Genomic DNA, 21,113 nt, shown 5'->3' with positions numbered 1-21,113 from the left:
ATGGATTACCTCCATTGTATACCTTTATGGACCGGAACAGCCAGGAACTAACCTCCATGCTATATGGCCGCGCGTTTCAACTGGCTGTGGTACAGCTCGCTGTAAAATCCGCCCTGCTTCAGCAGTTCGTCATGCGAGCCCTGCTCCAGAAGCCTTCCTTCCTTCAACACCAGGATTCGATCGGCCTGACGGATCGTGTTCAGCCGATGGGCCATCACAAAGCTGGTCCGCCCTTTCATCAGGCGCTGCAGCCCCTCTTGAATCTTGATCTCCGTGACCGTGTCAATGCTGCTGGTCGCCTCGTCCAGAACCAGCATGGAAGGATTCGCAAGAATGGCCCGGGCAATGGCCAGCAACTGCTTTTGTCCCTGACTGATTCCGCTGCCGCCTTGCTTCAGCACCTTGTCGTATCCATCTTTAAGCCGCATGATAAACGAATGCGCATTCGCAAGCTTGGCCGCCTCTTCGACCTCTTCGTCCGTCGCGTCCAGCCGGCCGAACCGGATATTCTCCCGGATCGTTCCTTCAAACAGGAACGAATCCTGCAGAACGAACGCCATGTGGGACCGCAGGCTTTCCCGCCGAATTTGCGACAGGTCGCGCCCGTCGAGCGTAATGCTTCCGCCGTCCGGATCATAAAACCGCGACAATAGCTGGATTAATGTCGTTTTGCCGGCCCCCGTAGGTCCGACCAGGGCGATCATCTCGCCGGGCTTTGCCTCGAATGTGATGCCCTCTAACGTATCGCCGTCTTTTCATATGAAAAAGAGACGTCCTTGAAGGAAACAGCGCCTTCAACCCGATCCAGCTTGACGGCAGCGCCTTCATCCTTGGCCTCCACTTCCTCATCCAGTACCTCAAACACCCGCTCCGCCCCCGCAATCGCGGACAGCAGCGTATTCCACTGGTTCGCCAGATCGTTCAGCGGCCGCGTGAACTGCCTTGCGTAGCTTTCAAAAATAATGATGACCCCGATCGTGATATACCCCTGGATGGCCATGATTCCGCCGATCCCGGCGACAATCGCGAAGCTCAAATTGTTCAGTCCGTTCATCAGCTTCGGGATAAATCCCGAAATGGTCTGTGCCCAAAAACCGGACATCCGGATTTTGGCGTTGCGTTCCTCGAATTCGCGGACGACCCGCTCTTCCTGGGAGAACGCCTTGATAATGCGCTGACCCGACAGCGTTTCCTCGATGAAGCCGTTAAGCTCGCCCAAATTGCGCTGCCGTTCCTTGAAGAGCGGGCCTGTCCGCCGGGTAATCCAGCGCATGCCTAGCGCCATGAGCGGAACCACGATAAACGTAAGAAGCGTCAACAGCGGGCTGAGCCACAGCATGACCGATAGGGTGCCGGCAAGCGTCAGCACGCTGGAGAAAATTTGAATCGCCGAGCTGTTGAGCGTGGAGCTTACGTTTTCGATATCATTGGTCAGGCGGCTCATGATTTCGCCTTGCTGCCTTTTTCCAAAGAACGGGATCGGCAAGCGGTGCAAATGGGAGAACAAATCCATCCTCATCCGGTACACCGTCTCCTGCGCGATGCCGATCATCCATATGTTATGAAGCCAGGTCGTCAATGCCTGAAGAACGTACACAAAGGCGAGGCCGATCAAAAAATAAATCCACGCCGAACCCCCGGCATTTCCTGTTATCCCCGCGTCCTGCAAAAATTCATCTACGGCGATCCCAAGCAAATACGGCCCCAGAAGTCCCAGGCCCGAACTGAGCATCACCATAAGCAGGACCAGGGACAATTTTCCCTTTCGCCTAGCCAGGTAAGACCAGATTCGCTTAAGCGTTGCGGACCAGTTCTTAGCTTTTGTCGTTGTCTTCCGGTGGAACAATCCTTTGTTTTCCCCGAGCTCGAACTTCGGTTTCGGGTGGCGGAACGGTTCAGTGAATGATTTGAACATGCTGTGCCTCCTCCCCGTACTGGGACTCATAGATTCGGCGGTACAGAGGCGAGTCCGACATCAGGGTTTCATGATTCCCCTGGGCGATCAATCGCCCGTCGTCCAGCAAAAGAATCAGATCCGCCGATGTCGTGGAGCTGATCTTCTGCGTTATGAGAAAAGTCGTGCAAGACAACTCTTTGAGCGCATCCAGGAGCGCCCCTTCCGTACGCACGTCCAGAGCGCTGGTGCTGTCATCCAGAATTAAAATGGACGGCTTGCGCACGAGCGCTCTCGCAATCGACAGACGCTGCTTCTGGCCTCCGGACAAATTTACGCCCCTCTGGCCGAGCATCGTGTCATATCCTTGGGGAAAACGCTCGATCGTCTCATGGATCTGGGCCTGCTTGGCCGCTTCCATAATTTCATCCAAGGTGGCCTCTTCCCGTCCCCAGGCAATATTGTCCCTTACGGTGCCGGAGAACAGCAGCACCTCCTGCGGGACATACCCGATATTTCTCCGAAGCGCCTCCGGGTCATATTCGCCGGCCTTGGTCCCGTCAATCAGAATCCTCCCGGAGTCCTCTTCATACAAACGGGGGATCATCTGGACAAGCGAGGATTTGCCGGAGCCCGTGGCGCCCATAATCGCGACCCGCCAACCGGGGCGGACCCGGAACGAGACATCCGATAGCACGGCGATATCGCTGCCGGGATAACTGAAGCCGACCGTATCGAATTCCACGCCCCCTTGCAGGGAGCGGGACGAGGAATCTTTTGACGGTAAACGGTTCTCATAAGCATCGTTTTCTGTCATCAGCACCTCCTGAACGCGTTGCGCCGAAGCACGGGCCCGCGAAAGCACCATCACAAGACCGGATAAAACCGACATGGCTCCGATGCAGCGCAGGGTATAGTTCAAAACCGCCACCACTTCACCAATGGAAGCGCTGCCGGAAACGATATCGCGCCGCCCGAACCACAGTACGGCCATGATTGCCGCATTCATTACGATCAAAATGAACGGCATGGTCCGCTCCGTCATCCGCAGCGTGGACACCGTGCCTTTCATCAACGTTTCCGACGAGAGGGCGAAACGCCTGATTTCATGTCCCATCCGCACAAATACGCGAATAAGCCGGATGCCCGTCAGGTTTTCCTGGATAACGCCGTTTACCGCATCCAGGCGCTGTTGCACCTTTTTGAAAGAGCTTGCCGCTTTTTTCATGATCCACGCGATAAAAATAAACAGGGCAGGCACCGTTAGCACGAGCCACAAGCCTAAGCGGACGTTAACCACCAGCGCCATCATAATGCTCCCTGTCACCACGAGCGGCACCCGCGTCATAAACCGGAGCCCCATAAATACCGTATCCTGGATTTGAGTCACGTCTCCGGTGAGGCGCGTGATCAGCGAAGAGGTTGCGAAACGGTTGAATACCGCATATGAGAAGGACTGCACCTTGTCGTACAGCCTGCTCCGCATATCATATCCGATCCCCTGGCTTGCGTGCGCCGCGAAAAAAGAGCTCGCGATCCCCGCACCGAACGCAATGAGCGCACTAAAGGTCAGCACGCCTCCCCACGTCCAGACGACCGACATATCCTTATGCTGGATGCCGTCATCGATAATTTTCGATATCAGGAGCGGCTGCACCAGCTCGACCGAAAGCTCGATCAACATCATGACCAGCGCCGCTGTCGCGGCAACCCGGTACCTCTTTAAAAATGAAAAGACTATACCCATGCACATTCCTCCGACTTATGGTCTTTATGCTGCCGCATGTTTTGAGAGAAGGCTTTAATAGCGCGTGTCCAAAAGCCGGATTTTAGGTGAAATGAAGATTGACGCCGACTGCGTTTCCATATTCATTTCGTGGCCGAAAGCCGACTTTCGAACAACCTCCCCAGTAGCAATATTGGTTCGTTCCACTGCCAAATATATGTCCATTATAACGTATTTTTCACCGGAAATCGGTTCAAAGCGGGATATTATAAATTTTAAAGTTTGAAAAGTAGCCGCATAAAGGATCCGGCCCTGACCGAAAAAATTTCAAGCTGCCGAATGAGAACGCTTAAGAAAAACGTCTATCGACGTACTTTCTCTGAAGACAGACCGCTTTTAGCGGAAGTTTTTCTTGCGATATAGAATTCCATCAGCTCCGCTGATAACTTATAAATTCTATATCTATAAATAATGCCGAAGGCCCAGGGATAGGGACTAAAGTTTCACCCGTTTTCTTTCGATATAAAATATAGCAATCCAGAAGGAAGATGATGCTGTTGAACCTGCCTCGGACGTTTGTGCTAAACGAAGAGGGCTATGCTCTGATTCAGAAGCTCGTTCAGCTTCGGATGGATGAAGACCTGGCGTTCGAATACCATGGTTTAAGGACCATTGAAGAGAAACACCGGAATATGCCGCTAAGCACCGGGATGGTTCAAACGCTGAGCAGGGCCCCAAAAAATCATGCCGCTGCCAAAGCAGCCGAAAGAATCCGTAAAAAGGAAGCACGGAAAACCTGCTGGGCGGACAAAAACCTGTCTCCGCTTCCTCCGTCGCTCAAAAACATGCCGGTCGAGCCGTTGATAAAGCGCTTTAACGAATCCTCCCATGGCCGTATTCAGCTGTTTTTGATCATGCAGGAGGTCATGCATACGCCGGTTTACGAGGATGCGGTGCGTTTCCAGGATGCTGTCGAAGAGACCAATCATTCGGAGCATGCCGATACCATTTCGCAAATATGCGGCTTCGGCTCCTGGGGCCGGAACATCCAAAAAAACACCGAAACGTTTTTCAAGGAAATCCGGGATGAGGGAGGAACCATGCTCCAATGGGGCATTTCCGGTCCGGCCGGATACGGCTCGGTCGCTGCTGCGCTGGATCTTCCCGCCCTTGCTCCCGCCATTGCAGGTCTGCTCGGCTCGTCCGGCGAAGCAGCTTTCACGGCCGATCTGGCCATAATGGGCGGAGGCTCCGTCGCCGTCGGAGGCTTCGGTACGGCCGACGGGATGACCGTGCTTGCCGGAGGCAGCAGTCTGCTCGGGGCCGTCGCCGGCGGCTCGGCCGGGAATCTGCTGGGCCAAATCCCCCATGAGGCCGTGGCCCTGAGCGTGGTCAAGGCGATCAACCTGATTCAATACTTGAAATCGGATGACAACCGCGATCGGGCCGGCACCATACATATGCTGAACCAGGCCCAGGAACTGTTTCTGGGTTTCAAACACCAAGCGGAAAGGGAAATGGCGCTGCACGGAATTTACGGCAGCAAAAAGGACATGATGCAGATGTTCCATATCCTGAACCGGGCATTCAGGCAAATCATGAAATAACCCTTCGGCTTCACCGTGTTTCGGGAAAAATCAAACAGCCTTAGTCTCGTAAAACCGGACTAAGGCTGTTTGATGCGCTATTCCACGGATTTTAACGCCTCGATCATATCGATGCGTTTCAGCTTAAAATGCATGGACACCATGACCACCGTCGAAAAAACAAGGGTCAGGACGGATGCGTTAACAAAGCTTATTCCTTTGATTTTCCGGCTGAACATCATCATGTCCACCTCGGCCGTTTGAAGCACGAAACCGTGCAGCCATATCCCCAAGAACAGGCCGGCAGCGATGCCGAGAACGGTAAGAATGATGTTTTCCCGATAAATATACATCGTGACTTCCTTATCGTAGAAGCCGAGCACCTTGATCGTCGACAGCTCGCGAATCCGCTCGGACACGTTGATGTTCGTCAGGTTGTACAGCACCACAAAAGCCAGGGCCGCCGCGGAAATGATCAACACGACGACGACGACGTTCATGCTGTCCATCGTGTCTTCGAAAGCGCCGCTTACGCCGCTGGTGAAGTTCACCATCCCCACCCTTGGAAGAGCCGTCAGCTTCTCGCCGAAAGCTTTTTCCCAAGCCGGACTCGCGTCCCTGGAGTTCAGCAGCTGGCTGTTTACCGCGGGTTTCTTTCCGAAAACCGATTCATAATAGGACGGCGTCATATAGAGATAATGCATCGCATAGTTCTCGGTGATGCCCGCAACCTGAATCTCAAACGTCTCGTTGTCGCTGCTTTGGACGGTAAGCGCATCCCCGGTGCCGAGCCCGTAAAGCTTGGCGAGTTTTTCCGAGACCATCGCCCCTTCGCCCGGCAAGGAACCGGGCTTCTCGCTGTTTCTTTCCTTCAGCACGATAAAATCCTTCAGCTTGTCCGGCGACTCCGGCACAAAAACGGTCACATCCTGGTTGTTAACGCCTTTGGCAATGGCTGTCATCGTCTCCTGCGTCGCATTCAGGGTTGCCGTAATTTCCGGCGTCCCGGCAATCGCCTTGTCGTAATCCCGCTTCAGCTGTTTGCTGCCGTCATCCTGGAAAATGACCATGGCGTCGTATTTCTTAATCTTTCCATACTGCAGCGGCGCAATGTCGCCGATCGAATCCTTGAGGCCGAAGCCGGTCAGAATCAAAGCCGTGCAGCCCGCCACCCCGCATACGGTCATGAACATGCGCTGCTTATAGCGGAACAAATTCCGGGCCGTGACCTTGCCCGTAAAGCCGAGGCGCTTCCAGATCAATCCCAGTCTTTCGAGCAGAATCCGCTGTCCGCTCTTCGGCGCTCTCGGCCGCATCAATACCGAAGCGTTGCTTCGCAGCTCCACCCTTGCCGCTATGAGCGCCGTCATCGTCGTACACAGCAGGGCGACGGCAACCGAAATGATGCTGTAGTCCGGATAAAAGCTTGTTTTTACGCTCGGCAAATTGTACAGCGCGCCATACGCATTAAAAATAATGTTCGGAAAAAGCGTGAAACCCACCGCCAAGCCTGCCGCCGAAGCGCTTAACCCCGCGAGCGTGGCGTATACGAGAAACTTGCTTAGGATATCCCGGTTGCCGTAACCGAGTGCCTTGAGCGTGCCGATCTGCAGGCGCTGCTCCTCTACCATCCGGGTCATGGTCGTTAAGCTGACCAGCGCGGCAATCAGGAAAAAGAACACGGGAAATGCGGTTGCAATCGATGCCAGCCGGTCGGCATTGTCGCTGAATTCGGTATATCCCGGATTGGAGCTGCGGTCAAGCACATACAGCTTGGGCGGCTTGAGCTCCGACAGCTCGCTCTCTCCTTGCGCCAGCTCTTTCTCTCCGTCCGCTATTTTTCGTTCGGCCTTCCGCTTCTCCTTCTCATACTCGGCCAGCCCTTTATCGTACTCCCTTTGCCCTTTATCCAGCTCCGCCTTTGCGGAGGCAAGACGATCTTCTCCCTGCCGTTCGGCAGTTTCCAGATCAGCCTTTCCTTGCGCCAGCTCCGCTTCCCCCTGCGCCAGCTCCCGTTCCCCGGCACGAATGCGGGCTGCTCCCTCTGCCAGCTGTTTAACGGTGGCGTCCAGCTCCAGCTGTGCCTTCTCCAGCTTGGCGGCCCCCTCATTCAAGCCCCGCTCAAACGAGGAAACGGCCGATAGGAGCGTTTTGGCATCCACGTCACCGTTAATGTATCCCGCGGCAGCCTGCCCAAGCCCGGGGTCTGCGGCGCTTGCCGCTGCAGCCAGCTTCTGCAACTGCCCGGCTGGCAGTGAATCCGGGGGCAGCTGAGCGACCCGCCTCAGGGATTCGGCCAGCTCCCTGCCCCGTGAAATACGGGGCCCGGCCGTTTTCTTCTCGGCTTCAAGCCGTTTTTGACCTTCCTTCAAGCGGATGTTTCCGTCCGCAATTCTTTTTCGGTTCCGCTCAAGCTCGGCCCGTCCCTGCTCCAGCTTCCGTTCCGCCGAATCAAGCTTGGCGCGGCCGGCCTCAAGCTCGCTTTGCAGCTTTTCAACGCCGTGCTCATAGCTGCTTCGGCCTTCTTCCAGTTTGGCCTTGGCATCCTTCAGCTTTTGGTCCGCACGATCCAGCTGTTTTTTGGCATCGTCGATTTTCCCCCGGGCTTCGTCAAGCTTCTGCCGGCCTTCCGTACGGATCTCGGCAAGCCGTTCCTCCGGCATCCCTTTCAAAGCCTGCTTAACGCCGGCGACGTGCTGTTCGATCCGCTCATCATAAGCCTCGGAATAAGGCGCCAAATGCGTCGTATCCTTAAAAGCCATATAAGCCTCGGTATATACCGGCAAATTGAAATCCTGCTCCGGTATGACGACGAATACGTCGGCCGTTCCTTTGCCGATTCTGCTCGTCCCCCGCCCGAGGTTGCTGATGAACATCGGGCTTTTGACCGTACCGACCACCTTGTAGCTCAAGGTGCGAAACGTATCCTCAAGATTCGTATCGGCATCGGGATTCGTGAACGTAATCGTATCCCCCGGCTTGAAAGCCCCCCGCATTTCTCCGTTTTCATCAATCGCAATCTCGCCGGATGCCTGGGGCAAGCGGCCGGAAGCCACGACATATCGGTTCAATGGGTTGTCGGGGGCGAAGGAGTAAACCTTGGCAATAAGTCCGCTGTCGCCGAGGAAAGCGTCCGCGCTGAATCCCGGCTGCACGGCCGATACGCCATCCATGTTTTTAAGAACGCCGATGTCTTTTTCCCGTAAACCGTACGTCGTCTGAACCTTCGCGTCCATCAGCCTCAGCTCTCTGAAATAGTTCTCGGCCGTATCAAGCATGTCCGGGCCCGTGGCTTTGATGCCCGAGAAAAAACCGACCCCCAGCATAATGATGGCAAAGATGGACAGAAACCGCGCCTTGGTCCGCCATATTTCCCGGAAAATATCTTTCCATAAAGCTCTTTTTTTCAAATCGGCCAGCTCCTCACCATTCGATCGTATCCACCGAAACCGGATGCGGATTTACTGCGATTTTTCTGACCTTGGCATCATAGATTTCGATAATCCGGTCGGCTATGGGCGCGATTGCCGAATTATGGGTTATGACAATCACCGTGGTGCCGGTATTCCGGCACGTGTCCTGCAGCAGCTTAAGCACCTGTTTGCCTGTCGTAAAATCCAAAGCCCCCGTCGGTTCGTCGCAGAGCAAAAGCTTGGGCTGCTTGGCGAGCGCCCTGGCAATCGCCACGCGCTGCTGCTCTCCGCCGGACAGCTGGGCCGGAAAATTATCCATCCGCTCTCCGAGCCCGACATCCTTCAGTACCTGCGCCGCGTCCAATGCCCGGGAAGAAATTTGGGAAGCAAGCTCCACGTTTTCTTTAGCCGTAAGGTTAGGAACGAGATTATAAAACTGGAACACGAACCCCACATCCGTACGGCGGTACCCGGTCAGCTGACGGCTGTTAAACCGGGCAATGTCCGTTCCGTCCACGAGAACTTGTCCTTCATCGGCCGTATCCATTCCGCCCAAAATATTCAGTACCGTCGACTTTCCCGCACCGCTCGGCCCCACGATGATCGCAAACTCGCCCTTTTCGATATCAAACGTAATGCCGTCATTGGCCACGATGGTCGTTTCGCCCATTCGGTAACGTTTGTATTCGTCCCTGATGCTTACAAATGCCATTTCAAGCCCCCCCGTCAGTTCGAACCATCCCGTTCCTTTTTCCGGTTATATCTGGTTATTACCAGTTTAGCACAAAGAAATGGCGGAATGAAAAATGCAACGAAGTAAGGTAAAAGGCATAGCCGAGGTTGCAGGCCCGTTGCAAATAAATAAGGCCTGTGAACCGAAATTCGTCAATGAATTCGCGGCTTCACAGGCCTTAATTCGTTTTATTGCTCGCCCCTTAACACCTTGGCTTCCAGTCTGCGTCCCGTTGGCGTTGCCGCAAGCCCGCCCTCCGCCGTCTCGCGCAGGGAGCTCGGCATGGCAAGGCCGATCTCGTACATCGCCTTGATCACTTCATCGCTCGGGATGCGGCTCTTGATGCCGGCCAGCGCCATATCGGCAGCAACGATTGCCGTGGACGTCCCGATTCCGTTGCGTTTGACGCACGGGACTTCCACCAGGCCGGCCACCGGATCGCACACCAGTCCGAGCATATTCTTCAAAGCGATCGACATCGCTTCCGCCGACTGCCGGGGCGTCCCCCCAGCCATCTCCACGATGGCGGCTGCCGCCATCCCCGTCGCGGAACCGACTTCCGCTTGACAGCCGCCGGCCGCGCCTGAGATGAACGAGTTGTTGGCAATGACGAATCCGAACGCACCGGCCGTAAACAGAAACTCCAGCATCTGCTCACGCGTAGGATTCAGTTTCTCCTTGACGGCGAACAGCGCTCCCGGCACAACCCCGGCAGAACCGGCCGTCGGGTTGGCGCAAATGATGCCCATCGCCGCATTGACCTCATTGGTGGCCATCGCTTTGCTTACCGCATCAAGCAGGAGAGAGCCCGACAAGGAGTTTCCGCTGGCAATGTATTGCTGCAGCAAGACCGCATCTCCTCCGGTTAAACCGGAATGGGAAACAACTCCCTTCAGGCCTTTTTCGATAGCCTGCTCCATCACGGTCAGGTTTGCGTCCATCAATTGCAGTATTTCGGCTTCGGTTTTCTTCGAGATGCTCATTTCCCTTTCTATCATCAGACGGGAAATTTTGCTCTGTCTTTCTTCCGCAAGCCGAACCAGTTCCTCTACAGTGCGGAACATGCTTTCGCCTCCTCCGTAATCTTGTGCTGATATCTGTTTACCTGCCACACTTCCTTAATATGGGGAAGTCCGTACATATGACGAATAAGCTCGTCATCGACCGAATCGTCGACTTCAATAGCCATGATGGCAGATTGTCCTTTTCCCCAACGGGAGACCTCCATATATCCGATGTTGATGCGTCGTTCGGCCAAGAGGGACGTGACATCGGCTACGGCCCCATGCTTGTCCTCATGCAGGATGAGCATGGCCGGCTTGGATCCGGACAGCTTAGGATCCGGTTGATTGACTTCGCGGATTTCCACGCTGCCTCCGCCAATCGATATTCCTACGACTTCCAGCGCCCCTTGTTTGTCCCGCAAGACGAGGCGAGCCGTGTTCGGGTGTTCCGCGTTTTCATCAGACTGCACGAACGATATCCGCACCCCCATCTCCTGCGCAATGTTCATGACGTTTGGAATGCGCTCGTCAGCCGTATCGAAATCGAGGATGCCGCTGACGATGGCCAGATCGGTTCCATGGCCCTTATATGTCTTGGCAAAAGAGCCATATAGCGTAACAATGACGGTTTCGGGCAAACGCCCGAACAGCTTTCGCGCCGCCCGACCGATACGGTTGCTCCCGCCGTATGGGAGCTGGACGGACCGATCATGACGGGACCGATAATATCAAAGACTGATTTGAACTGCATGAGGCTTATCCTCCTTAGGTTTCGATGTCAAGCGGCGGATGCGCTCTCGGCGGCGGGCTCGCTTCCGCGGATTTCCGCAATGGTACGGATTTTAAAGTTCTTGAAGACGAACGAGCCGACAAAACCGGCAGCAATGCCGCAGAGCGCGCACAGGACGGCGGCGATCGTCACCGTTTTGGCGTCATTGAAACCGTACATGACCATGAGTCCGGCGATCGGCGTGGCGGTACCCGTAGCGTTGTTCGTCAAATTAAACAGCGCGACGACAACCCCGGCCATGGCTCCGCCCAAGAAGTTGGTGATATAAACCGGTATCGGGTTGGCGGATATGACGTCCGCTTGCGTCAAAGGTTCAATGGCAACGGCAATCGTAGAACGGCGGTCGCCGAATTTCATGCGTTTGAAGAAAACGAAATTCATGAACGAAGATCCCATGACGGAAAGCGCGCCGATCGCCATCGGCAGCCCGGTCAGCCCGAGCATCGCGGTAAGCGCCATGGAACTGAGCGGCGCCGTCGCCACGACGGTAATCACTCCGCCGAGGACGATCCCCATAATAATTGGGCTGTTGTTGGCAGCCGTTGTAATGATCCCGCCTATGTTTAAGAGCGTTGCGTCCACCACCGGCGTCGCGAGATTTGCCGCAAAGCGTACCAGCGGTGCGGCCACGATAATGCAAACGATTAAGTCCAGGCCCTCCGGTACCTTCTTCTCAATGAACTTGATCAGAAATGAAACCAGATAGCCGGCGATGAAGCCGGGAAGCAAGCCCGTTCCGGCACAGGCCGCTCCAAGCAGCAGCGCGTAGACGGGAGAGACGCCCATGGCCAGAGAGACGAGAGCAGCCGCGGCAACGCCGCCCATGCTGCCGGAAGCAAGCCCAACCTCCTTGGCAAGCGAGAAACCGAACAAGTCCCCGCCGACATAGCTTTGAAAGGCTTCCACCAAAAAGCTGGCAACGGCCGCATTGGCCAAAGCGCCCATCGCTTTCATTCCGTTAGGGGCTTTGAAGCTGAAAAGAGAAAATAGGGACAATACCAATAAGAGCAATAACGTACCTACTAAAATGTCCATTTCGAAGTGCCTCCTTGTTATGCTTCGTCTCTTAGAAATCGTTTACATCCTTTTGAAAACAGGAATTTGCCGGAACGACTGCTTGACATCTAAAATATTAATTCAGTCAAAAATAATTGATTGACTTAACTATTTTTGATTATATCAAGTTCATTTGGGTTACACAATAAAATTTTTGTAAGCGTTTTATATTTTTTTTGGAAATAAAGCCAAACACTCCTTAAAAAGCCTTGGAATACCCGAATAATCAGAATTTACGCGTGACCAAGTATTGATTATCCAGGATTCCAGCGCTAAGATAATACTAATATTTATAAGTCATCCTAGTGATTTCAATAAACTTTTGTTAAGCCGATTCATCTTCATCATCATTTCAGATAAAGAAAAGGTGACTTCCATTATGAATAATATTGAATTTACGGACTTTGATCGGGCGATATTGCAATCTTATGATTCGATCGTGGACGGTTTGGCCGATTATTTGGGAGATGCCAGCGAAATCGTGCTGCACAGCTTGGAGGATTACCAGCATTCCGTTGTCCATATCGCAAACGGGCACCATACGGGCCGGGAGCTGGGGGCACCGATCACGAATTTGGCTTTGCAGATGCTGAACGAAATCAAACGCTCCAACTCGAAGCAAGCGATCAGTTATTTTACCCGAAGCAAAAACAACCGCCTCATGAAGTCCAGCACGATTGCCATTCGCGGCGAAGGCGGAAAAATCATCGGTTTGTTATGCATCAACATGAACATGGATGAATCGTTCTTCGACTTTTTACAGGCTTTTATGCCGCAGCCGGATATTGAAACAAGAGGACAGCAAGAGTATTTTGCCTCGTCCGTCGAGGATATGATTCTTGAAACCATCGAGCGGACGATCGAAAGCGTGGATTCTTCGCCGGACATCTCGTATGCCAACCGAAACAAGCATATTATCGGTCTTTTGCATGACCGGGGCGTGTTTAATATGAGAGATGCGGTAACCATCGTGGCGAATGCGCTGAAAATCACCAAGCATACCGTATATATGCATTTGCGAAATCTTGCTTCCCATAACGAAAAGAAGGATAACACAGGAACGGAATGATGGTTTCTGGCAGAAGACCAAAAGGCGTCCCCTGTCGGCTAATGCCGAAATGGGGGCGCTTCTTTTCGTCATCAATCCGTCCCCGCTTAACCCGAAGGACGATCGGACCGCAGCCTTGCAACATCATCCGAATTTTTGCGTCTACATAAATATAGAGTTCATCTCTAAAGCCAAGGAAGAACCCTTCCGAGCGATTGGTTAGATAGTATGAAGAGTGAGGTGTGCCATGAAAAAACGATTCATCTCCATATTGATCTTATTGGTCGGCATAGGGCTGATCGGATGCAGTTCGGGTACGGCGAAGGAACCCGGGATCAAGGATGCTCCCGATAACGGCAGCACACCCGGCATGGAAGGTTATGTCGTTGCAAAAGAGGATCGGAGCATTTTGGTCGTCAGCAGCGCGCCCAAGGATTTTAGCGGGACGGGAGGCGTGAAGGAGTTTTATGATGCCATCTGGTTCTCCAATGCGCCAAAGAACGTTTCCATCGGACAGAAGGCTCAAGTCTGGTACAGTTTTGTCCAGGAATCCTATCCCGGTCAGTCGAAGGCGGATAAAGTAACCGTCTTGCCGGACATCCGGCCTGAGGGCGCCCGTTTAACCGAAGCCGAGGCGATTGCCAAAGCCCTGTCGGAGCAAACGGGGCCAAAAGTAGGCGTTCCGGTGATCAAAAGGGCGGACCATGACCAAACATCAAAAACGTGGACGATTACCATTAAATACGGGGAGGACGAATCTCCTATTCAGATCGAGGATAAATAGCACAGCCATTCAATCCGGAAGTTCCTAAAATAAAAGACGCCCACCTGCGGTTTGTGCCGAGGCGAGCGTCTTTTTCAGTTTACAGAAAGTAATTCGTAATGGACTGGTCGCTGGCCAGAATGGCCTCGCTGTCCAGCTTCTTTTTCAAATATTTTTTGTCCGAGGAAATGAATACGTTCATGATGAGATCCACGACGAACAGGAAGGTAATGTGATTGGACATGAGCGCGCTGTTGCTGACCGAAATTTTATCCGGTACGATCATATCGACCACCGCGTTTTCCGTGATCGGGGAGGCATCGTAACAGGTTATCGCAACCGTTTTGGCCTGATTCATCTGGGCAATGGCAACCGCGTCCACGATCTCCTTCGTGGATCCCGACCGGGAGAACGCAATGACGACATCCTCCGGGCTGCACTGCGAAGCGGCGATCTTCATCGCCCGGCTGTCGCTGATTGCCTCCGACATGATTCCGATGATCGAAAGCCTGTTCTTTAACGCAATGGCGGCCAGAAAGGAGTCGAACAATCCGAACAAAAAAATCCGCCGAGCCTGTTTAAGCAGTCCAACCACTTGCTGCAGCTGTTCTTCCGTAATCAGGGCCGAGGTATTGACGATCAGCTCGTTATAGTCCAAGGCAAGCGCGTCAATCGGATTGATCTCCCGCCGCTCTTTCTTTTTCGCCTGCATGTCCCGGTAAAACGCATCCTGGGCAAATGCGATTTTGAAATCGTTAAAGCCCTTAAATCCGACTTTTTTGCAGAAGCGGTTGATGCTTGTCTCCGATACGCCGATCTCATTGGCGATGGCGGTAATGGTATTCCGCGTAATAAATTCGGGGTTGTGAATCACGAAGTTGGCGATCTGATTTTCCCCGTATGTTAATTTTTGCGTTTGCGATACGATTTTTGCGATGACGGCCGGAACCTGTGAAGACATGTTACCTCCTCCTGATCTACCTAAGAAAAATAGCTAATCCGGTAACCCTCGCTAGCACACCCCATTATATCACACTGATTCGGGTATTGAGAAAAGGTTACAGCCAGGATTGCCATTCCCGGAGCCGGGATTCGAACTGTTGCTCGCTCAGCTCTCCTCTGCCGATCAGGTAGACGTAATCGATCAGGTTGGGCAGGCACGGCAGCCGCAGCAGCTCCTTGCAAAACGCATGGGCCGCGATCTCGCTCGTTTTGGCCACGCCGGAACGCTTCGTATACAGAGAACCCAGACGGAACACCTCGACCGGTTCCAGTTCTTCGTTCGTAAAGCGTCCCGACTTGAATTCCAAATAGTGATAAAACTCGTGGGCCAGATGGATATCCACCAGGCGATCCATTTCACCCTTGTCCGGCGTACTTCCGAAAGTGTCCAAATAAGCCTGCTTCATCCCCCGGAGCGAAGCCGAATAAATGATGATTTCCGGTTTATCCTTGGCAAAATCGATTTGTGCGCGAAAGGAAAGATTGTGGAAAGTTCCGGTCCGGTCCGTCACTTCATACCGGAGTCCTTCCGTTCTGCAGAGGGCCCTGATGCCTTGTCCTTGAAAGGCGGACGCCGCCTTCCTGCCCCGGTCAAGCGAGGCGCTCACATAATACGGCAGTTTCTCTTTCGGGATTTTGTGAAAAAGAAGATCCTGTTCCAGCTCCGCGCAGGCCATCGCCTCGTCCGTGATCCGCCCGATTTTTTCCGGAAATGACATCGTTTCATCCCTGATCTGTCCGACCTCTTCCCGAGCCGCCATCATGGGTTCCTCCCCTCCTGTTCAAAACGCCGTTGCCGTTACTGATACGCGATAACGATCAATTCATCCTCGGCCCGCAGTAATTCCGTCTCGATTTCCAGAATGGATAACAGCTGCTCCTTCGTCTGCATTCCCGTTAAATCCAGCATCTTCTCCTTATAAAAAACAAACACCTTCGGGATCGTGGCATTGGCGTCGGAATAAATCGTGTTATCGTCCAAGAACTCGTTCAAAGCTCCCCCAAACTGTGACTTGGACAGCTTGGCGTATTGCACGTTCGCCCTTTTGAAACGCACGACGCCTTCCCGGTCCAGGACGCTTACGGCATTCGACTTTTTCTTAACCAATCCGAAAAATGCTTTTTTCACCTGCTCGCTGGCGTAAAGGCTCCAGCGTCCCGTTTGGGCCGCCAGCTTCGTGTGCTCCAGCGGCTGATCCACGGATTGGGCCGCGATCGCCGCCATTTCCTGTTCGGACATGGCCTGCTGTCCCAGATCCTTGGAGCGAAGCTCCGTCGATCCCGTGGCAATGGCGCGCAAAATATTTTTCTGGCTGTCGATTTCAATCGTGACCTCGACCGTATCCTCGTTGGCGCCCGATTTGACGATGCGCTCCACGATCTCGGCCCGGATCCGCTTGATGTCCTCTTCCGTCGGATTGACGACGGTCCGTTCAAGCTGCTCCTTGACCATGGCCAGAGCGACGCCGATGGTTGAAATATAAGGAGCATTATTCGCGATCTGGCACTTCATGTTCTCGCGTTCCGCCATGGCCGGGACAAGCACCGCGCCGCTTCCGCCGCCGCCCACGAGCGTGACGAACGAACGGTCCAGTTCGTAATCCTCGATCATCTCGTTTACCGTCTTCATCGTTTTATCGATCGCGATGTCCATGACCTGCCTTGCGGTTTCCTCCACGCTTAAGCCTACATGGGCCGCCAGGGCCTCCCAGGCTTTCACCGCCGCCTCCTTGTTCCCTTCCGCATAATCGCCTTCCGGGATATAACCCAGGATGTTGGCCGCCCCGGCAAGCGTATAGGAAAACTCCTTCCCGCCGGCGCACTCGCAGACGGCATATTCCGCCGGATCTCCCGCTCTCGGGCTGACATACTTCACTTTGGGACTGACGATATCCCCGGTTTGGGCAAATGCTTCGTACTCCTTGCCGGCAATATGGGCGCTGCGCGGGCCGACATCGCTGATCCGGCCTCCCGAAACCTTGATCATGCTGCCTCCGGCAATGCCGAGGGTCCGTACGTCCAGCGACTGCAAATACGTGCGGTGGCCGCCGACCTGAGCATTCTTGATCATGACCTTGCCGTTCTTGATGACGGAAATATCGACGCTCGTGCCGCCGACCTCGAAAAAGATGCCGTCCGAAATTTTTTCGTACATCAGCGCTCCCGCAACCCCTGCCGCAAGGCCGGACAGCATCGTCAGAATCGGGCGCTTCCGCACCTCGTCGATGCTCATCACGCCGCCGTCGCAGCGCATGATCATCAGTTGGGACTTGATGTTCGCGTTTTTGACGGATTTTTCCGTCATATTCGCGGTTTCCATCATTTTCGGGATGAGCGAGGCGTTGACCACGGCCGTTCTCGTTCGGGTCTTCAATCCGTATAGCTGGGATATTTCGTGGCCTCCGGTCGCGTAAATGCCTTTGCGGCTCGCGATGTCCGCCACCCTCAGCTCGTTCGCGGGATCGTCCACGCTGTAGGCTTCGGAAGCAACGATCACCTCGGCCCCCTGCCTCACCAACTCATCAATCGCCGCTTCGATCCGCTCGTCCGTGAGTTCCTTGGAATCCAGGTACGTATGGAAGGTCTTCAGGAACTTGCCAGGCGCCAGCTCAATGTCGCCCGGATTCGATTCCGAACGCGCGCTGAGACCGTCGAGCCCGGAACCCATGCCGATGATGCCGACGGACGCTACATCGCCTTCAAGCAGTGCGTTCGTCGCCTGCGTCGTGCCGTGCGCGATAAAGGTAACGTCGTCCGGCCGGATGCCCCGGCTTGCCAATATTTTGTCCAAAATCTGCACGATCCCTTTAGCCACGCCGTCCTCGTCGTGGTGGGTCGTCGGAATTTTCATTTTCTCGATCACTTCGAACGTTTCATTGTCAATGACGGCCGCGTCCGTAAACGTGCCCCCGACATCAATCCCTACCCTTACTTTTTGTCTCTCCATCGTTCTCCTCCTGAAGTAACGGGCGGGTGACCGCATGGGTTATGCAATGCCCCGCCCGGGTTCGTTCTTTGGTTTAGAACACCATGAATGATCCGATCAGCATGGAAATCAGCACGGCAACCATCATCCATGGCAGCGTCTTCTTCAAAATCTCGTTAATGTCGCTCTTCGTAAAATCGGCTACCCAAACGTTATGCGAGTTCGTCGGGTCGGATACCGCCTGCACGTTGCTCACCACGCGCAGGGCAAGCATCGCGGCGATCGGCGTCATGCCCGCCGACACGAACAAGGCGGCGATGCCGCTTCCGAGTCCCCATACGTTCAGCGGTCCGCGATAAATCGCCAGCGGCGACAGCAGCGTAAAGAACAGGACGTACATGATCGGATTCGTCGGCAATACCGATTCGATGAGCGGCGAGATCAGCGCCGAAACCTGAGGGGCCATGACGGAATTCAGGAGAATGCCGATGCCGATCATGAGCGCCATCGCCCCGGCGATATCCTGAATGCCCTCGACCAAAGCGCTGGAGAGCACATGTACCGGACGCTTCGGCAGCGTCAGCAGGATGGTGACCAGTGCGCCGATCACGACGGCAGGCACGATGTCCAGCTTAAAGGCAAATACGAGAATGACCGGCACGAGCGGGCTGATCAGGGCGATGGCCGGCACTTTTTTGCCTTCGCCGCCTGCGGCCGTATTCGGCATGGCCCAAGCTTTGCGGCCTTTTCCGTCTTTTCGGATGTAAAACACGATCATGGCTAGCGAAATAACGATCAGAGGAAGCGCGGCGACCAGCGTATAATCTGCGATTTCCGCCACGGAAAGGCCTAAAACATCCACATAAACCGCCCAGTTGGATACGTTGAACAAGGCGCCGACTCCGACGGCCGATACCACGACGATCGAGGCGACGAATTGCGAAATGCCTGCGGTAAGCATGATCGGAATGACGATGGTACCGACCAGGATCACCATGCCGAGGCGCCCGCCGCGGAGAAAATGATGGAAGCCGTCACGAAAAACAGGATGGCGATCAATACCGGCTTGTCGCCGGCAAGCTCCGCCGCCTTGCGGATGATGGATTTCGTGATGCCGACTTTGTTCAGAATTTGCCCGAACCAAGCGCCGAACACGAGGCCAGCGATTGCGCCGGACAATCTCATGGAACCGGCGGACAATATGGTTTTCGCGATCGTCTGCGTCTCGGGATCGTCGGACATCCACGGCACGCCGGCGATCACGGCAAACAGGATCGCCATGAGCGGCAGCGCCAGAATGGTCGGCAGCTTCCGGGTCATCATCAAGCCGACAAACACAAGGAACACGATTAGAATGCCTATAGCCTGAAACCACATTAAAGATGTCACTTTAATATCCCCTCTCAAAATGATGGCTCGTTTTCATTTGTAAAATAATAACTAAAGCACGCGATCAAAATATGACTTTTTGAATTTCCTCTTAAATCTCCAGATAGGCGCCTTGTTGTTTGAGCAACCGCTGCACTTCCTTGATATCCACGTCCTGCACGTCGACCCCGTTTTTTGCGGCCATCGCTGCCGCCACGCCGCCGGCATGACCGATCGCTCCCGTGGTCGGCGTGGTTCTCATTGCGGCCTGGGCTTCGAAGGTTGCCGAGATGCAGCGGCCGATGACGATGAGGTTTCGTACCTCTTCGGTGATCATGCAAGAGTATGGAATGCTGTACATGCCGCCCCATTCCAGCTTCTCGTGCTTCGTTCCTTCCCCGTCCGGACTGTGGATATCGATCGGATATCCGGAATGCGCGATCGCATCCTCGAATTTCCGCTGCTGCAGAAGGTCTTCCGCCGTCAGCGTATACATTCCGACGATCTGCCGGGAGCCTCTTACCCCGATGCTCGGTCCGGTGGATTCCACCACGGCGTTCTCGAAACCCGGAATATACTTGCGCACGAACAGCTCGAGCTCCCGGCACTGCTTGCGTCCGACCATTTCCGCCCGGCTGAGGCTGAACGCGTCCGTCGGGTCATGACCCAAGATCCGGGTCGTGTTCAGGATGACTTCGCCGGGGTTGTTCGTCTCGAAGAACAGGATATTTTCCCGGGGGATGGATATCTCGCCCTTGGCCTTCGCTTCCCTGAACAAACTGTCGAACCCGCCGACCGACAAGCGCGGAGCCTTCTCGATGATGGACGTGTCTCCGTTATACAGCGGGAAGTCCTCCGGGTGGGCATGAATGTATTCCTTAACCTTCGGAATATCCACGTTGTACATTTTCATTTTTAGCGTCATGGGCTGCATCGCCCCGTCGGATTCCCGGCCCTTGGTGAACTTTGCGCCTGCTCCGACCGATAGATCCCCGTCGCCTGTGCCGTCAATGAAGACGGACGCCTCGATTTCGCTCAATCCCGACTTGTTGCACACCGTGATGCTAGCGATCCGGCCGTTTTCGGTCTTTACCCCTGCCAGCATCGTATGGTACAGGATTTCGCCCCCGTTTTCGGTCACCATCAATTCCAGCTCATGCTTCATTGCTTCGGCGTCGAACGGGGTGACCGAATATGTAAACCCTACCGTGTCGAATATATGCCCCGGCGATTTCCCGAGCTTCTTCAGCCGTTCGATCAGCTGATCGGTGAATCCCTGGATGGCCAGCTTCTCACCTGCATGGAAGGTCATCATCGGACCGACGCCATTGGCGGTCAGCGTGCCGCCCAGGAATCCGTGCGACTCCACGATCAACGTCCTTGCGCCCGAGCTGGATGCGGCCACGGCCGCCATTGCTCCTGAAATGCCGCCGCCCATCACGACTACGTCATATTTCTGCACCTTGTTCATTTTTCAATCTTCACTCCTTCGGTTCATGAGTTATGTGGGTTTCTTGACCCTAGATTAACAAATCAAAACGATTATGTAAACGCTTTTAGGAAAATATTTTTCTAAAAATCCGGAAATTAAGAAAGTTATTTTCCGAAAAAAGACGAGCCCGATGTTACAGTACCCTGTCGGACGCCAAAATGAGCAAGCGGTTGCGGCATGGATTCCGGCTTGAGAGAGAAGTATGCTTTTCCCCCAAAAACTATGCCTTTCGGAACGGCTTGCGAATGAGAGCGCAATATTTTGAAGAAGGCCCTGTGCTAAACTAACTGAAACGAACAAAAAAGAGTGAAT

14 protein-coding genes and 2 pseudogenes are annotated in these 21,113 nt (G+C 54.2%); 3 read left to right on the top strand and 13 right to left on the bottom strand.

The genetic code is table 11. From position 1 onward, the window contains the following. Positions 1 to 59 precede the first annotated feature (59 nt). Together XI25_RS09080 and XI25_RS09075 are read right to left on the bottom strand one after the other, a co-directional pair. Positions 60 to 1,915 (bottom strand): annotated as a pseudogene (locus XI25_RS09080) (ABC transporter ATP-binding protein). Continuing rightward, complete coding sequence (locus XI25_RS09075) at positions 1,896 to 3,641, bottom strand: ABC transporter ATP-binding protein (RefSeq protein WP_046678273.1); 1,746 nt, start codon at positions 3,639 to 3,641, stop codon at positions 1,896 to 1,898. The pseudogene XI25_RS09080 and the gene XI25_RS09075 overlap by 20 nt, the downstream one beginning before the upstream one ends. Before the next feature lie 536 nt (positions 3,642 to 4,177). Here XI25_RS09075 and XI25_RS09070 point away from each other — a divergent pair. Beyond that, a complete protein-coding gene (locus tag XI25_RS09070) occupies positions 4,178 to 5,227 on the top strand; it encodes a hypothetical protein (RefSeq protein WP_152669104.1) in 1,050 nt (349 codons plus the stop codon). Between the two features lie 77 nt (positions 5,228 to 5,304). Here the strand turns inward: XI25_RS09070 and XI25_RS09065 are convergent, their stop codons facing one another. The 5 genes and pseudogenes from XI25_RS09065 to XI25_RS09045 all read right to left on the bottom strand — a co-directional run bounded on the left by XI25_RS09065 (position 5,305) and on the right by XI25_RS09045 (position 12,181). Next, complete coding sequence (locus tag XI25_RS09065; RefSeq protein WP_046678271.1) at positions 5,305 to 8,616, bottom strand: ABC transporter permease; 3,312 nt, start codon at positions 8,614 to 8,616, stop codon at positions 5,305 to 5,307. A 13-nt stretch (positions 8,617 to 8,629) separates the two neighbouring features. After that, a complete protein-coding gene (locus XI25_RS09060; RefSeq protein WP_046678270.1) occupies positions 8,630 to 9,331 on the bottom strand; it encodes an ABC transporter ATP-binding protein in 702 nt (233 codons plus the stop codon). Positions 9,332 to 9,540: 209 nt separating this feature from the next. Then, on the bottom strand, positions 9,541 to 10,416 hold the full coding sequence (gene sdaAA, locus XI25_RS09055; protein WP_046678269.1) for an L-serine ammonia-lyase, iron-sulfur-dependent, subunit alpha: 876 nt from the start codon (positions 10,414 to 10,416) through the stop codon (positions 9,541 to 9,543). Next, positions 10,401 to 11,107 (bottom strand): annotated as a pseudogene (sdaAB, locus tag XI25_RS09050) (L-serine ammonia-lyase, iron-sulfur-dependent subunit beta). Before sdaAB ends, sdaAA begins: the two are co-directional and overlap by 16 nt. Positions 11,108 to 11,134: 27 nt before the next feature. Beyond that, the gene (locus tag XI25_RS09045) at positions 11,135 to 12,181 is read right to left on the bottom strand and encodes a PTS sugar transporter subunit IIC (protein ID WP_046678268.1); all 1,047 of its coding nucleotides are present in this window, start codon (positions 12,179 to 12,181) and stop codon (positions 11,135 to 11,137) included. Positions 12,182 to 12,581: 400 nt separating this feature from the next. On the opposite strand from XI25_RS09045, the gene XI25_RS09040 reads away from it, so the two are divergent. Both XI25_RS09040 and XI25_RS09035 read left to right on the top strand, forming a co-directional pair. Next, a complete protein-coding gene (locus XI25_RS09040) occupies positions 12,582 to 13,271 on the top strand; it encodes a helix-turn-helix transcriptional regulator (protein WP_046678267.1) in 690 nt (229 codons plus the stop codon). 226 nt (positions 13,272 to 13,497) lie between these two features. Then, the gene (locus tag XI25_RS09035) at positions 13,498 to 14,034 is read left to right on the top strand and encodes a YobA family protein (protein WP_235439771.1); all 537 of its coding nucleotides are present in this window, start codon (positions 13,498 to 13,500) and stop codon (positions 14,032 to 14,034) included. A gap of 79 nt (positions 14,035 to 14,113) precedes the next feature. On the opposite strand, the gene XI25_RS09030 is transcribed toward XI25_RS09035, so the two are convergent. The 6 genes from XI25_RS09030 to XI25_RS09010 form a co-directional block, all read right to left on the bottom strand. Then, a complete protein-coding gene (locus tag XI25_RS09030) occupies positions 14,114 to 14,974 on the bottom strand; it encodes a MurR/RpiR family transcriptional regulator (protein WP_046678266.1) in 861 nt (286 codons plus the stop codon). Positions 14,975 to 15,071: 97 nt separating this feature from the next. Beyond that, the gene (locus tag XI25_RS09025) at positions 15,072 to 15,779 is read right to left on the bottom strand and encodes a hypothetical protein (RefSeq protein WP_235439770.1); all 708 of its coding nucleotides are present in this window, start codon (positions 15,777 to 15,779) and stop codon (positions 15,072 to 15,074) included. Between the two features lie 35 nt (positions 15,780 to 15,814). Continuing rightward, the gene (locus XI25_RS09020) at positions 15,815 to 17,962 is read right to left on the bottom strand and encodes a hydantoinase/oxoprolinase family protein (RefSeq protein ID WP_046678265.1); all 2,148 of its coding nucleotides are present in this window, start codon (positions 17,960 to 17,962) and stop codon (positions 15,815 to 15,817) included. Positions 17,963 to 18,035: 73 nt separating this feature from the next. Next, positions 18,036 to 18,938, bottom strand: a complete 903-nt coding sequence (locus XI25_RS09015) for a citrate transporter (protein WP_235439769.1) — start codon at positions 18,936 to 18,938, stop codon at positions 18,036 to 18,038. Next, positions 18,932 to 19,330 (bottom strand): hypothetical protein, encoded by a 399-nt coding sequence (locus XI25_RS34435; protein WP_235439768.1) that lies wholly within the window; start codon positions 19,328 to 19,330, stop codon positions 18,932 to 18,934. Before XI25_RS34435 ends, XI25_RS09015 begins: the two co-directional genes overlap by 7 nt. 91 nt (positions 19,331 to 19,421) lie before the next feature. Further along, complete coding sequence (locus XI25_RS09010) at positions 19,422 to 20,780, bottom strand: FAD-dependent oxidoreductase (RefSeq protein WP_046678264.1); 1,359 nt, start codon at positions 20,778 to 20,780, stop codon at positions 19,422 to 19,424. Between the last annotated feature and the right edge of the window lie 333 nt (positions 20,781 to 21,113).

It is taken from the genome of Paenibacillus sp. DMB20 (assembly GCF_000987955.1).
Lineage (GTDB): Bacteria > Bacillota > Bacilli > Paenibacillales > Paenibacillaceae > Paenibacillus_AQ.
This window is presented reverse-complemented; position numbering and strand designations above follow the sequence as displayed.

Coding starts and splice junctions, on each gene's coding strand:
- XI25_RS09045 (WP_046678268.1), bottom strand. CDS start 12,181: ATGGACATTTTAGTAGGTACGTTATTGCTCTTATTGGTATTGTCCCTA.
- sdaAA (WP_046678269.1), bottom strand. CDS start 10,416: ATGTTCCGCACTGTAGAGGAACTGGTTCGGCTTGCGGAAGAAAGACAG.
- XI25_RS09020 (WP_046678265.1), bottom strand. CDS start 17,962: ATGGAGAGACAAAAAGTAAGGGTAGGGATTGATGTCGGGGGCACGTTT.
- XI25_RS09010 (WP_046678264.1), bottom strand. CDS start 20,780: ATGAACAAGGTGCAGAAATATGACGTAGTCGTGATGGGCGGCGGCATT.
- XI25_RS09015 (WP_235439769.1), bottom strand. CDS start 18,938: ATGGTGATCCTGGTCGGTACCATCGTCATTCCGATCATGCTTACCGCA.
- XI25_RS09075 (WP_046678273.1), bottom strand. CDS start 3,641: ATGGGTATAGTCTTTTCATTTTTAAAGAGGTACCGGGTTGCCGCGACA.
- XI25_RS09060 (WP_046678270.1), bottom strand. CDS start 9,331: ATGGCATTTGTAAGCATCAGGGACGAATACAAACGTTACCGAATGGGC.
- XI25_RS09035 (WP_235439771.1), top strand. CDS start 13,498: ATGAAAAAACGATTCATCTCCATATTGATCTTATTGGTCGGCATAGGG.
- XI25_RS09025 (WP_235439770.1), bottom strand. CDS start 15,779: ATGATGGCGGCTCGGGAAGAGGTCGGACAGATCAGGGATGAAACGATG.
- XI25_RS09040 (WP_046678267.1), top strand. CDS start 12,582: ATGAATAATATTGAATTTACGGACTTTGATCGGGCGATATTGCAATCT.
- XI25_RS09030 (WP_046678266.1), bottom strand. CDS start 14,974: ATGTCTTCACAGGTTCCGGCCGTCATCGCAAAAATCGTATCGCAAACG.